Origin of the sequence: Saccharothrix deserti, from assembly GCF_009769385.1 — a bacterium.
In the GTDB taxonomy this organism is placed as follows: domain Bacteria; phylum Actinomycetota; class Actinomycetes; order Mycobacteriales; family Pseudonocardiaceae; genus Actinosynnema; species Actinosynnema deserti.
Map to the genome: position 1 here is coordinate 549,712 of NZ_VKAB01000002.1, position 12,978 is coordinate 562,689.

Annotated in this window: 15 protein-coding genes; 10 read left to right on the top strand and 5 right to left on the bottom strand. The window is 72.1% G+C overall.

Annotated elements, in window-relative coordinates:
* Nucleotides 1-126 precede the first annotated feature (126 nt).
* Nucleotides 127-369 (top strand): ATP-dependent Clp protease adaptor ClpS, encoded by a 243-nt coding sequence (locus FM051_RS17225; RefSeq protein WP_158844070.1) that lies wholly within the window; start codon nt 127-129, stop codon nt 367-369.
* 98 nt (nt 370-467) lie between these two features.
* Here the strand turns inward: FM051_RS17225 and FM051_RS53175 are convergent, their stop codons facing one another.
* Together FM051_RS53175 and FM051_RS17230 are read right to left on the bottom strand one after the other, a co-directional pair.
* Nucleotides 468-590 (bottom strand): hypothetical protein, encoded by a 123-nt coding sequence (locus tag FM051_RS53175; protein ID WP_274383607.1) that lies wholly within the window; start codon nt 588-590, stop codon nt 468-470.
* Nucleotide 591: 1 nt separating this feature from the next.
* Nucleotides 592-1,155, bottom strand: coding sequence for an alpha/beta fold hydrolase (locus FM051_RS17230; protein WP_238412443.1), 564 nt, complete (start codon nt 1,153-1,155; stop codon nt 592-594).
* 71 nt (nt 1,156-1,226) lie between these two features.
* Here FM051_RS17230 and FM051_RS17235 point away from each other — a divergent pair, with 71 nt between their 5' ends.
* A complete protein-coding gene (locus FM051_RS17235; protein ID WP_158844072.1) occupies nt 1,227-2,189 on the top strand; it encodes a helix-turn-helix transcriptional regulator in 963 nt (320 codons plus the stop codon).
* A gap of 15 nt (nt 2,190-2,204) precedes the next feature.
* Here the strand turns inward: FM051_RS17235 and FM051_RS17240 are convergent, their stop codons facing one another.
* The 3 genes from FM051_RS17240 to FM051_RS17250 form a co-directional block, all read right to left on the bottom strand.
* Nucleotides 2,205-2,681: a cupin domain-containing protein gene (locus tag FM051_RS17240; RefSeq protein WP_158844074.1), complete on the bottom strand. Its 477-nt coding sequence runs from the start codon at nt 2,679-2,681 to the stop codon at nt 2,205-2,207.
* A 128-nt stretch (nt 2,682-2,809) separates the two neighbouring features.
* Nucleotides 2,810-4,366 carry an HD domain-containing phosphohydrolase gene (locus FM051_RS17245; protein ID WP_158844076.1) on the bottom strand — a complete coding sequence of 519 codons (1,557 nt, stop codon included), beginning with the start codon at nt 4,364-4,366 and terminating at the stop codon, nt 2,810-2,812.
* 84 nt (nt 4,367-4,450) lie between these two features.
* Nucleotides 4,451-5,347, bottom strand: coding sequence for a serine hydrolase (locus FM051_RS17250; RefSeq protein ID WP_238412444.1), 897 nt, complete (start codon nt 5,345-5,347; stop codon nt 4,451-4,453).
* Between the two features lie 78 nt (nt 5,348-5,425).
* Between FM051_RS17250 and FM051_RS17255 the strand changes: the two genes are divergently transcribed.
* The 8 genes from FM051_RS17255 (at nt 5,426) to FM051_RS17290 (ending at nt 12,789) form a co-directional block, all read left to right on the top strand.
* Complete coding sequence (locus FM051_RS17255; protein ID WP_274383608.1) at nt 5,426-7,741, top strand: NACHT domain-containing protein; 2,316 nt, start codon at nt 5,426-5,428, stop codon at nt 7,739-7,741.
* 124 nt (nt 7,742-7,865) lie between these two features.
* Nucleotides 7,866-9,026: a WXG100 family type VII secretion target gene (locus FM051_RS17260; RefSeq protein WP_158844078.1), complete on the top strand. Its 1,161-nt coding sequence runs from the start codon at nt 7,866-7,868 to the stop codon at nt 9,024-9,026.
* Nucleotides 9,004-9,348, top strand: a complete 345-nt coding sequence (locus FM051_RS17265) for a hypothetical protein (RefSeq protein WP_158844080.1) — start codon at nt 9,004-9,006, stop codon at nt 9,346-9,348. The genes FM051_RS17260 and FM051_RS17265 overlap by 23 nt, the downstream gene beginning before the upstream one ends.
* Nucleotides 9,345-10,148 (top strand): ESX secretion-associated protein EspG, encoded by an 804-nt coding sequence (locus tag FM051_RS17270; RefSeq protein ID WP_158844082.1) that lies wholly within the window; start codon nt 9,345-9,347, stop codon nt 10,146-10,148. The genes FM051_RS17265 and FM051_RS17270 overlap by 4 nt, the downstream gene beginning before the upstream one ends.
* Before the next feature lie 31 nt (nt 10,149-10,179).
* Nucleotides 10,180-10,527, top strand: coding sequence for a YbaB/EbfC family nucleoid-associated protein (locus tag FM051_RS17275; protein ID WP_158844084.1), 348 nt, complete (start codon nt 10,180-10,182; stop codon nt 10,525-10,527).
* Entirely contained in the window at nt 10,524-10,826 is a 303-nt protein-coding gene (locus FM051_RS17280; RefSeq protein ID WP_158844086.1) for a type VII secretion target, read from the top strand. The genes FM051_RS17275 and FM051_RS17280 overlap by 4 nt, the downstream gene beginning before the upstream one ends.
* Nucleotides 10,823-11,695: a hypothetical protein gene (locus tag FM051_RS17285; RefSeq protein ID WP_158844088.1), complete on the top strand. Its 873-nt coding sequence runs from the start codon at nt 10,823-10,825 to the stop codon at nt 11,693-11,695. The genes FM051_RS17280 and FM051_RS17285 overlap by 4 nt, the downstream gene beginning before the upstream one ends.
* Nucleotides 11,692-12,789, top strand: a complete 1,098-nt coding sequence (locus FM051_RS17290; RefSeq protein ID WP_238412445.1) for an alpha/beta hydrolase — start codon at nt 11,692-11,694, stop codon at nt 12,787-12,789. Before FM051_RS17285 ends, FM051_RS17290 begins: the two co-directional genes overlap by 4 nt.
* Nucleotides 12,790-12,978: the final 189 nt, after the last annotated feature.

The window sequence follows — 12,978 nt, forward strand, 5'->3', positions numbered from 1 at the left end:
GACGCGTCCAGTGTGGACGGTGGGCGAGCCGGGCTCGCGCAATCCCTGTCGTGCCTGCACGATCACGTCGCCCGCCCGTGCCTCGGGCGTCCACCCATGCCTGCGGCGGTGACGCATAATGCGCCGATGAGCGGTGGGTGGCGGGTGTCGGTCCACAACGACGACGTGAACACGGTGGTCACGGTACGTCACCTGTTGGGTGCCTTCTGCGGCGGTGACGCGGTGTGGACGGCACACGCGACGCTGGCCGTGCACCAGCGCGGGGCCACCGACGTGGCGGAGTTCCCCGACGAGGCGTCGGCGGAGGCACTGGTCGTGGCTTTGCAACGGCAGGACAGTCTGGCGCTGGACCCCACGCTGAACACCTGATCCGCACGTCCCGCACCATCGCCGTCCCCAACGCTCCCCCATTCGCGTCGGAAACCGACTTCTACGGCGGGGTTCCACCGCGCCGTAGAAGCGCCGCGTCAGTCCTCGGTTGCCACTGCGGCGAGGAGCCGGGCCAGTTCGACCGGCTTGCTGATCATCGGCCAGTGGCCCGAGTCGATGTCGACGAAGTCGACGCGCTCGGCCTCGGCGAGTTCGGGCACGTCACCGGCGGCGATCCAGTCCTGGGCCTGGGCGGGGGGTGAACTCGGGGCACACGAGCACGACCGGGACGTCGAACCGCCGCGCGTCCGTCAGGCGCACCACGCCCTTGGTCACCCCTTCGGGCACGGGGATCGCGGCGGACGCGAAGCCGCGCCTGGCCTCCTCGTCGAGGTCGGCGGAGTCCGGTCCCTCGTACGGGTCCCATCCGGGGAAGGGCATGACGCCGTCCTTCACCTCGAAGAAGTCGGCGTAGAGCTGTCCATCGGCAGCCGGGAAGCCGCCGATCAGGGCGACCTTGGCCACCTTCTGCGGGCGCGCGTCGGCGGCCAGCCAAGCCAGGGTGCAGGCGGCGGAATGCCCCACCACCATGGTTTTTTCGGGTGACGAATCCACGGCCGCGAGCACCGCCGCCACCTGGTCGTCGAGCGTGGCGGACGTGGATCCGTCCCCCTGACCCGGGAGGGTGAGCGGCACGGGGCGGTGGCCGAGTGCCTTCAGCGCGGGCACGACGTCGTCCCAGGCGGATCCGTCCAGCCACAGGCCGGCGATGAGCAGGATGTCCATGCCCGTCACGCTAGGACCAGTTCCGGACGATCTACTTCCGGTTCCTGCTCGCGACCACTTAACCTGCTCGGGTGCCGACCGATCTGAGTCCCACCGCACGGGCTCTGCGTGCGATGGAGATCCTCCAGGCCCGCCCCGGCGCGACGGCCGCCGAACTCGCCGCGGGGTTGGGTGTCACGGAGCGGGCCGCGCGTCGGTACGTCGGGATCCTCCGCGAGGCGGGCATCCCGGTCGAGTCGACCCGAGGTCCCTACGGCGGGTACCGGCTCGGGCGCGGGACGAGGCTGCCCCCGGTCGTCTTCACCGAACCCGAGGCACTCGGTCTGGTGATGGCGGTGCTCGACGGCCACCCGGCGGCCACCGACGTCGACGACCTCGTCGGTTCCGCCCTGGGCAAGGTCGTCCGGGCGCTGCCCGAGAGCGTCGGCAGGCGAGCGGCCACGTTGCGGGAGCACGCGTCGGCCGCGCCCGACCGGCATTCGGCCCGTCCGGATCCCTCCACCACCAGCGCACTCGTCGCCGCCATCGCGGCCCGATGTCGTGTGCTGGTCACGTATCGGAGCGAGTCCGGCAACGAGTGGGCGGCCGAGGTGGACCCGTGGGCGGTCGTCGTCCGCCACGGGCGCTGGTACCTCCTGTGCCACTGCCACCGCGCGGACGCGATCCGGACCTACCGGGTCGACCGCGTCCGCGCGGTCCAGCAGACCGCACACGAGTTCGAACCGCCCGACGGCCTCGACCCGGTGGCAGCAGTCGAGGAGAACCTGGGCACCGGGTGGCAGTTCCCCACCCGCGTCGTGTTCCGCGCTCCGCCGGCCGACGTGGCACCGTGGATCCGCGCTCCCATGGGACGGCTCGGACCATGGGGAGACGGGTGCGTTCTCGTCGGCAGCACGAACAATCCGGCCATGTACGCCCAGGAGTGGCTGGCGAGCGTGCCGTTCGACTTCCGCGTCGAAGGCGGGCAGGAACTCCGTGCCGCCGTCGCGACGGTCGCGTCGCGCTTCGCCGCCGCCCTGGCCGACCAACCCTGACGGCTCAACGGAGGACTACGCCGGAGCGGGCGTGTGAACGATGATGCCGTACCGGGCCGCCGTGGTGACGAGGGTTTCGATCGTGTCCGGGGCCGGAGGGCCCGCGGCGACGTCGGCCGGCAGCTTCCCGGAGAGTTCGAGCAAGAACTCCTCGTGTCCGCCGGGAAGGGCGACGAACAAAGTCCGAGCGGGGTAGTCCGACGGGTTGGTGAAGGCATGGGTGCGTCCCTTGGGCATGAACATCACATCCCCGGGAGCCAGCACTGTGCGACCGTCTTCGGTCTCCAGCGCCAGTGTGCCTTCGATGACGTACCACATGAGTGCCTCACGGGTGTTGGTGTGCAGCGGGGCCCCGGCACCCGGCTGGATCGTGATCTCGACGACCCCCGCGAGCCCGTCCGTCTGCCCGGTCCCCAGCAGGACGTGGTTGTCCATGCCGAGGAAGGTCGACGTCTGCCGCTCGTTGACGCTGACGTGCACGTTGTTGCTCATCACAGGCCTCCGGTGGGTCCGGGCGGAGTGGCTTTCCGACCCCGCCGTTCCCACTCCAGGGTTGAGCACCGGTGCGTGCGGGCCATCGGTGGAACCTACCCACTTCCGCGCGGACCGTGAGGCCTGCTTCACGCGTCCTTGGCGGGCAGGAGATCGTGTTCCAGGGCGAAGAGCGCCGCGGCGGAACGGGTTGTGACGCCGATCTTGGCGTAGGTGTGCTGCACGTGGTGCTCGGCCGTTCTCGGCGAGATGTGCAACCGCTCGCCGATCTCCCGGTTCGAGCACGCCCTCGCCAGCAGCCGCAGCACCTCGATCTCCCGGTTGCTCAGCCCGCCGGGCCGGAGTTCCCGCCGACGCCCTACCCGTTGTCCGGCGGCCTCGACGACCGCCGCCACCGCGTCGTGGTCGAGCTTCCCCGACTTCGCGGCTGCCCGGAGCTGTCCGGCGGCCTGTTCCGGATCCAGGGCATCCCGGTGGGGACGCTGCTGGGTCATCGCCTGGAAGGCGTCCGCGGCGGCCAGCACGCGTGCGGCGGGCGGGATCTCGGGAGCCCGACACCCCCGGTGGTAGCCGGAACCGTCGAGCCGCTCGTGGTGCATCCCGGCGGTGCGGGCCATCGGCTCCAGCGTTCGCGACGTCGCCAGGATCCGCTCGCCGTGGTACGCGTGCATGCGCACCTGCTCCCAATCCGGCCCGGTGAGCGGCCCCTGCTTCTCCCACAGCAGGTCGGAGATGCCGACCTTCCCCAGGTCGTGCAGGAACGCGGCGACGTGCAGGCGCCGGACGGCCTCGGCGTCGAACCCGAGGCGCTCCGCCGCGGCTTTCGCCAGTCCGGCCACTTCCTTCGAGTGGCCGTGGGTGAACGGGGTCTTCAGGTCCACCAGGTCCCCGAAGGCGGCGGCGACCAGTGGCAGATCGCCTTCGGGTTTCTCCACTACCGGCTCCGGTTCCGCCGCCATGACCCGTTCCCGCGGATCCCCCGCACCGGCCTCACCCAACAATGCCGCCGCGTTCCCGAGGAACTCGGCGACGATCGCGGGATCGAGCAGCGATCCGCCTCGCCGCGACACCGCCCGCACGGCCGCCGCGACACCCCCCAAGTCGTGGAACAAGGTCGCTTCGGACGCCACGCGGGCAATGCGCGCCGGGAACAGGATCTGGTCGCCTTTGAGCCGCCGCGGGTGGCCGCTGCCGTTCCACGCCTCCTTCACCTGGAACAGGGCGCGCTGCACCCCGGAGGCCAGATCGATCCGGCGCGCGGTCTCCCTGGCGATCTCACACACGGTGGAGTCGTAGCGCCGCCCCAGGCCACGCCCCCGGGCGACGATGAACGCCGCCGTCCTCACCCGTCCCAGCGGGGGCAGCCCGCGCGTGGACTCCGGGATCAAGGAAGTGAAGACGTCTTTCGGATCCGCGAAGTTCGTCCTGGCCCCTGCCCGGTTCGCCGTCAGCTCATCGCCGAACGCCGCGGACATCTCGTGGGAGAACGCCGCACAACCGACGTGGGCCAGGAGCGAGGTGTAGAAGGTGTCGGCGACCTCGTGCTCGGCCAAGCCGATCCTCCGCGCCAGCGCCACTCCGACCAGGCACGAGCGCATCGCGTGGCCCGGGGCCAGCCCGTACCCCGAGTCGGCCACGAGCGACAGACCCCCGAGCAGGTCCGCGAGGCGGAGCTTGGCAGCCATCCCCCGATTGTGGCCAGTCGGGCGAAAAGATCGCCCGCTGACCGGGTTTCCCCGGGTCAGCGGGCGCTTCCGAGCCGGAACGGATCAGGACCGGAGGTAGCGGTCGGCCAGGTAGACCAACTTGGTGAGCTTGGTGATGCGGTCCGCGGAGACGTCCCACGTGGTGCCCTCGGGCTCCAACGTCAGCACGACCATGATCTTGCGGTCGTTCCGGCCGTAGGTGCCGGTGGTGTGCATCGCGGGGCTCGTCAGGTCGAGGTCGGCCGCCTCCGAACGGGTCACCGGGCCGTCCTCGGCCGCCCCGATGTCGGTGCGGGGCTTCTGCGGCTCGACGCACGGCCGCGGCGGTACGTCGCCGAACCGGGACCAGCCCTGCTTGAACGCCACCTCGCCGGGCACCGCGCTCGGGATGCCGAACGACTGGTCGAAACCGTCGGTCGCGCAGGTCGTGGCCTCGTGCAGGTTCCCCATGATGAAGTCGCGGAACTTCGGGTGCGCCTCGTCGAGCACGTAGCGGTAGATCTTGACGACGTCCGCGGCGCTCAACGCCGTGTAGCCCCAGAACCCGACGTTGACCGGCGGCTCGGTGTCGTCCAGACCGAGCTTCACGACCATCCGCTCGACGATCTTCTCCCACCCCTCCTGCACCCACAGCTCGCTCGCGGCGTTGTCGTCGCTCGAACGCAGCATGGGCACCAGGCGGACCAGGTCCGCCTCGGGGATCTCGGCGTCCGGTCCTCTCGTCTCGAGGTAGTCCAATGCGATGAGGATCTTGACGATCGACGCCGAGCGGATCTGCTCGTGCTCGTTGTACGCGAGAGTGGTCCGGCCCGTCCCGCGGTCGAACACGGCGAACGCGGCGGTGACGTCCGGCGCGATCTCGGCCTCGGGTCGGGGAGCCGCGCCGGCGGTCACGGTCGGCGTCAGCGCGAACAGCGAGGCCGCGGCGACCACGGTGGCTGACGTGCGGAAGATCTTCACAGTTGGAAAATACCGGCTTCGCCGGCACCGGCCACAAACCGGCCGAATGTGGCCGGTGCCCTCGATAGGGTTCGGAGCGTGGATGTCGCCCGCACCGAGAGTCACGACGAAGCCGGTCGTTTCGGCGCGTTGCTGAGACAGCTGCGGTCGCGGGCGGGGATGACGCAGGAGGCGCTCGCGGAGCGCGCCAAGCTCGGGGTGCGCACCGTTCGAGGGCTCGAAACCGGCGAGCGCGCCGATCCCCGGGTCGGCACGGTGCGGCAGATCGCCGACGCGCTCGAACTCGAAGCGGCCGACCGGGTCTCGTTGTTCGCGGCGGCCGGTCACGCCAGGGCGGACGGTCACGCCACAGGGGAACGGGCCGTGCGCGAGCCGGAGCCCGACCGGCCGCGCTCGGTGGTCGACGACCGGCTCGCCGAAGCCGCCGGCCGGCTCGCGTACTCGGTCCGCACCCGCTGGCAGCGGGAGGAGGAGCACCGCCAGATCCACGACCCGCTCCCGCTGCCCGTCCGGTGGCGCCCGGTGGCCGCGGAGCTGACCGACTCCTGGGCCAACATCCGCCGCGTGGATGCCGGGGACACCGCCGCGCCGCTGGACTTGGCCGGTCGGCTCGACGGGATCGTGGACGTCTACCGCCGCATCCCGTCCGGCCGGCTGGTCGTGCTCGGCCGGGCGGGCTCCGGCAAGACGGTCCTGGCCCTGCGGTTCGTCCTGGACATGCTGAAGAACCGGGCCGCGGACGCGCCCGTACCGGTGATCTTCGGCCTCGGCTCGTGGAACCCCACCACCACCGCCCTGCGCGACTGGCTCACCGAACAGCTGGTGCGCGACCACCCGGACCTCGCCGCGCCGGGACCCGGCAGCTCGACGCTGGCCGCCGCGCTGGTCGAGACCGGCCACGTGCTGCCGGTCCTGGACGGGTTCGACGAGATCGCCACCGGCCTGCACCGCGCCGCCCTGGACGCGCTCAACGGCACCGGCCTGCCGCTGCTGCTGACCAGCCGTCCCGACGAGTACGCCGACGCGGTGGCCGGCATCGACGTGCTGACCGCCGCCGCCGGTGTCGAGCTGACCGACCTCACCACCGCGGACCTGGCCGACTACCTGCCCCGCACCACCCGCAAGACCGGCCGGGACGGACCGGTCTGGCAGCCGGTCCTGACCGAGTTGGGCGATCGCCCGGACAGCCCGGCGAGCGTCAACCTGGCCGCCGTGCTGACCACCCCGCTGATGGTCGTGCTCGCCCGCACCATCTACAGCGACAGCCCCGAGCACGACCCGGCCGAACTGCTGGACACCGACCGGTTCCCCAGCCGCGAAGCGCTGGAGGACCACCTCCTGGGCACCTTCGTCCCCACGGTCTACCGACGTCGACCGTCCGAGCAGGAGTGGGATCTCGAGCGCGTCCAGCGCTGGCTGGGCTACCTGGCCGACCACCTCACCCGCCTCGGCACCCACGACCTCGCCTGGTGGCAGCTCGGCACCGCGATGCGCCGCCCTTCGCACCTGCTCGTCGTCGGGCTCGCGGTCGGGTTGGTCATGGGGCTGGTCAACCAGGCCGTGGACGTACTCCTGGCCAGGTCGGTGACCACGTTCTCGCTGGTGTTCTCGGTCATGATCGGCCTGATGTCCGGCACCGCCTTCGCGCTCGCGCACCTGCTCGTGACCAGACGGGGGGAAACCGCCATCCGGCCCTCCCGGGTGCGCTTCCGGATCCGCGGCGCGGTGCGGGCGGGCGTGGGCCCCCGGCTGCGCATCGGGTTCGTGTCGGGGCTCCTGCTCGGCGTCCAGTACGGGCTCGTCCGCGAGGTGGCGCGCGGCCTCATGCTCGGCGTCGGGCAGGGCCCGCTGGTCGGGATCGTCGACGCGGTCGTGTTCGGGATCGTGTTCGGGTTCGGGGCCGCGCTCGTGATCGGGGTCATGGGCCTGTTCGAGGCGCCCCTGAACATCAGGGCCGCCGCCGACCCCACGAGCCTGTTGCGGGCCAACCGCACGACCGTGCTCGTCCAGGTGCTCGTGTTCGGATCCGCGCTCGCGCTCGTCGTGCCGCTCACCGGGTGGCTCACGGTCCTCGGACTGCAACAAGCGCTGCTCGCCGTGTCCGTGTCCGCGTCCGAGTTCACGTTCTACTGGGACCCGGTGTTCGGCCTCGCGATCGGGCTGGTCGGCGGTGTCGGGGGCGGGCTCGCGTACGCGCTGAGCCTGACGGCGTGGGGGCACTGGGTGGTGTTCGCGCGCGTGTGGCTGCCGCTCACCGGACGGCTGCCCTGGGCGCTGCCGGCCTTCCTGGACGACGCCTACCGGCGTGGCGTGCTGCGCCGGGCAGGGGCCGTCTACCAGTTCCGGCACGCCCGGCTCGAAGACCACCTGAGCCGGTCTTCCGCCGATCGGTGATCCGTTTCCCCTGGTAGGACCGGCAGGCCACAAATGGCCGGTGCCTGGCCTGGCCTCCATCGGCAGGTGAACCCCACTCTTCGGTGGCCGGCTCGGGCCGGCCACAGGGGAAGGGGGATCCGGGGTGCCAACTTGGTACACCACCGTCGGGGAGTCAGCGGACGCGGCGGGCGGTCCGGGTGACGTCTGGGCGGAGTACTTCGCCGCGCCGGTGCCGACGGGTGGCGTCAACTGGGACGCGTACACCCACGAAGAGCTGCACGACATGCTCTGGCAGGACGCCGACGTCGCCGATGTCGGCACGGTCGCCGAGCAGTGGCGGCGGCACAGCGTCGAACTGGCCGCCCAGGCGGCCGAGCTGCGGGACCAGCAGGCCGCTCTGCGGGCCGGTTGGGAAGGCGAGGCCGCCGAGCTGGCCGGGACGGCGCTGGGCGAGCTCGCCGACCGCCTCGACGCCATCGGCGCCCACGCGGAGGCCGGCCGGCAGGCCGCGCAGGACGCCGCCGACGCGCTGGCACGGGCCCGTGCCGCGATGCCGCCACCGACCGGCGCACCGGGCGGGCCGGAGACGCCCGCGTTCCCCAGCCTGCCCACCGCGCCCTCAGTCCCGTACCAGGCACCCACGATCCCGACCTGGTCCACGACGCCCACGGTGCCGACCGCACCCACCACGCCGTCCGCGTCCTCCACGCCGACCTGGTTCTTCACGTTCGGCGCGCCGCCCACGACGGCGACGGGCACGGCGTTCGGGGCGGCGGCCACCGGCGGGATCAGCATGTACTTCACCGGCTCCGCCGCCTCGCAGGCGAAGTCCCAGGCGGTCCAGGCGATGCAGGGGTACGAGTCGAGCCTGACCGGCGGCAGCCGGTCGATCTCCTCGTCCACCACCTTCGCCTCCCGCGCGTACGGGGTGGCCGGGACACCGCGCGCGGACCGGACAGAGGCGTTCGCCGCCGGGCGACACGGCGGCGGAGGTCAGGGAATACCGGGCGCCGGGGCGTCACCCGGTGTGCCCTGGGAGCAGTTGGCCGGCCCGGCCCCACTGCAACCGGGACCGACGGCCGGCGTCAACCCGCGCGTCCCGACCGGTGTGCCGCTGACACCCACCACCACCCCTGCCGATCCCAACGCCGGCCGGGTAGTGGGTCAGGGCGGCATGGCGGCACCGGTGAGCCCGCGCGCCGACGGGGAGGGCGACCGGCCCCACCGCAACCGCATGCCCGTGATCGACCAGGAACTCTTCAAAGTGGAGGTGCCGACCATTGCCCCCGTCATCGGGTCGTAACGGCTATCGGGTCGAGCCGGACGAACTGGCCGCCCGACTCGCGACGCTCACCTCACTCGGTGAGTCGACCGCCGCCCTGGTGGCGTCGGCGGGCCGGCTGGCCGAACGCCGGCCGATGCTCGGCACCGCGCCGCCCGCGGTGCACATGGCGGAACGGCTGCGGGAAGCGGCCGGCCGGTCCGGGCTCACCGGCGCGGTGGAGGCGGCGGACCGCGAGCTGACCAGCTTCCAGGAGGCGCTCGCGGCGACCATCGCCAAGTACGAGGCGGGCGAGTCGGACGTCGAGTGGACGCTCCGGACCACCGGGAAGGCCGGGCAATGACCGCCGTCGTCGAGCGCGAGGTCCACTTCGGACTCCTCGAACTGGATCTCCTCGCCACCCACGCCGGCGTGCCCTTCCCGTTCCCGCTGCGGGTGCCGTCGTTCGGCCGGCTCGCGGCCGAACGCGACCGGCTGCTGGCCGAGGCGGCACACCTGCTGCGGACCCGCGGGTTGGCGGCCGGGCACGGGCCGCTCGGTGTCGCGGCCGACCTGGTCACGGCGCTGCGCGAGCACCGTGGCGCGGTCGACCTCGTGGTGATCGGCCCCGGCACGGCGACCGGAACAGTGGCGATGGTCCACCGGACCGGGGCGGTGGTGTGCAGCCAGTCGTTCGGTGACGGGGCGCCGGACACCGTGCGGGTCCGGCGGCTCGACCCGACCGAGGTGGCCGACGAGTTGGCCGGGGCGGTGCCGGCCACGCCGGCGGCCGTGACCATGCCGATCACCCTTCCGCCGGGCGTCGTGGGCGGCGCGACGCGGCTGCTCGAAGACGTCGGCGACGACGACGTGACGGCCCGGCAACGCGTCCGCGACCTGGTCCGCGCCCAAGGCGGCGACCCGGCCGTGGTCGACCGGCTCGCCGGCCTGCTCCCGAGCCTGACCGGCCGGGGTCAGCTCGGCGCCACCCGGCGCACACCCACCGGCAGCGGACGCGTCGGCGCCGAGTTGTCCTGGTTGGACGGTCCGCGTGGCCGGGTCCGGATCGACCAGACCGGTGACGGCTGGACGAGCGTCAACCCGTTGCGGCAGCAGGACTTCCGACGCGCCGCCGGCGTGGCCACCGCACTCGCCGGCGACTGACTTCGTGTTATTCCCACAGAGGGGAAGAGAAATGGATCCAGCACAGTACCTGGCGGACTACGACGACCGCCTCACCCGCGCGGCGACCGGCGCCCAGGCGGCGAGCGCGAGCCTGCGGCAGGCCGGGGGCACCGCGACGTCGCCGCGTGGCGAGGTCGCGGTGACGGTCAGCGCCGGCGGAGCACTCGACGACCTGCGCCTGACGCCCGCGGCCCGCGCGCTCGAAGCCGACCAGCTCGCCAGGCTCATCATGACCACGGCACGGCAGGCGCAGCGCGAGGCCGGCGCGCAGGTCGCCGCGATCATGACCGAGCACTTCGGCGAGGACGCGGCGCTCCGACTGGTCGCGCACAGCACGCCGCCGGAGGTGGGCCGGTGAACAGGTTCGCGGTCGAGCCCGACCAGATCGACACGCACGCCGGCAGCCTCGCCGGTGTATCCGACCAGCTGTCCACTTTGGCGTCCGTGCTGCCGGACTCCCTGGGCGACCAGGCACTCGGCGCGTTCGCCCAGTTCCTCACCGCCGGGTTGCAGGGCGCGATGGGCCAGACCGCGGCGGCCGTCGCGCACGCGTCGTCCTCTGTGGACGAGGTGAGCACCGGCCTGCGGCGCACGGCGGAGCACTACCGGCGCATCGACGACGACAACTCCGCCACGTTCACCCGGGAGTACCGATGACGACGACGCAGACCCTCGAACAGCCGCCCGACGCCACCGCCACACCGAGCATCACCGGCACACCGACAGCCACCGGCACACCGACAGCGGCGCAACTGCTCGCCGAGCTGCGCACCACCACCGCCTCCGTGCAGCGCAAGGACTGGATGTCGGCCGACATCACCGGCTCCGGCGCGTCGCTGGACCTCCTCGGCGGCGGCACCGACCCGCTGTCGAGCCTGTCCGGCGCGGGCCTGGGCTGGTTCACGCCGTTCGTGTCGTTCCTCGCGGACCCGCTCACCCAGCTCACCGGCAACCCCGGCCCGGTCGCCTCCGGAGCGCAAGCGCTCGACACCGCCGGACGCGACCTGGCCGGCATCGCCGACACCTACCGGCGTTCGACCGCCGAGGAGACCACCGGGTGGTCGGGTGAGGCCGCGTCCGGGTACCGCTCCGCCGGCGCCGAGCACGCCGACGGGATCGCCGCGCTCGGTGAGGCCGGCAGCGCGGTGGCCGGTGCGATCGCCGGTGCCGGCGAGGTGGTCGCGCAGGTCGTCGACATCGTCACGCGGCTGGTCACCGAGGCCGTCGGGAAGATCGTCCCGATCATGGGCCAGGCGGTGGCCGCGGCACCGGCCACGTTCGGTCAGAGCATCGCGGCGGCGATCCCCCAGTGCGTCCAGATCGCCGTGGATTACGGCGGGCAGGTCCTCGGCAAGCTCGCCGCCCTCCTGACCAGCGGCCAGAACCTGATGAAGCTCGTCGAAGGCGCGCTCGCGGTCGTGCGACTGGTCCAGCAGGTCCTGTCGACGATCAGCCGGAAGAGCAGCGTCGACACGCCGACACCCGCAGACTCCCCCACCACCGCGGAACCGGAGGAACGACCGTGACCAGGACCATCGGCGGGCAGGCAGCCGTGATGAAGGTGCTCCGCAGGACAGGTGTGGTCACGGCGCTCATCGCCATGACCGCGGGACTCGCCGCGCCCGCGACGCAGGCGACGACCGCACCCCCGCACCTCACCGACGGTTTCGGGCTCACCGTGGTGAGCCAACCCGCGTGGGCCGACGACCGGCAGCGCACGTTCACCTTCACCGTCGAATCGGCCGAGGTGCCGGCGTACGGCGTGCTGCCGGGCCAGGTGTCCGGCGAGCACGTGGTCATGGTGACGTTGCCCGAGGGGTACGACGGCGCCACCCGCTACCCGGTGCACTACACCCTCCACGGTGCCGGCGACTACCCGAACGCCACCCGCACCAAGGACATCGTCGAGAAGTCCACGGCGGGCGTGCCCCTGATCACCGTGAGCCCGAACGGCAGCGGCCGTGGCTGGTACTCGAACTGGCTCAACCCCGGCGCGCTCGGCCGGCAGAACTGGGAGACGTTCCACCTCGACCAGCTCATCCCGTTCATCGACGCCAACCTGAGCACCGTGCCCACCCGGGACGGCAGGGCGATCTCCGGTCACTCGATGGGTGGCTTCGGAGCCTTCCACTACGCGGAGCACCGGCCTGAACTGTTCAGCTACGTCGGCAGCTTCTCCGGCACGCTCGACCTGCTGAACCAGGTGCTCCGCGCCGCGGTCGTCGGGAGCACGCAACTGGAGGCGTTGGGCACGCCCACGGTGCCGGTCGACGCGATCTTCGGCATGCCGATCTGGCCGCTGGACGGCGTGTGGAACGCGCAGAGCCCAGCACAGCACGTCGGGCCGCTGCGCGGCATGGGCGTGGCGATGTACTCGGGCAACGGCGGCGACCTGACGGTGGACCCGGTCCAGGCGGTGGCGGAGAACCAGGACCGGCAGGCCGCCGCGGTCACCGCGGACCACCTGCGGGCGGCCGGCATCCCGTTCGACTTCCTCGACTACGGCGACGGGTCGACCTGGGCGCCGGGCTGCACGGGCAAGCACAACCAGACGGCCTGCCTGCAAGCCGACATGGACCACTTCGTCCCCTTGATCATGGCCCGCCTCCGGCACCCGTGACGCCCGCTCTCACGGCGACCACCGCCGGAGGCCCACCCACTTCGGAAAGGAAGACATGGGGCTAGCCCGCTGCTTTCACGGTGTTTCGGCGCGAAAGGGTGTCGATCACGGAGAAAGGTGCTCTGAGCTGCAAGGATATGACTTGTCGAGGGTCATGTCCGAACCAGTTCAGGAGCACCTTTCTGGTGA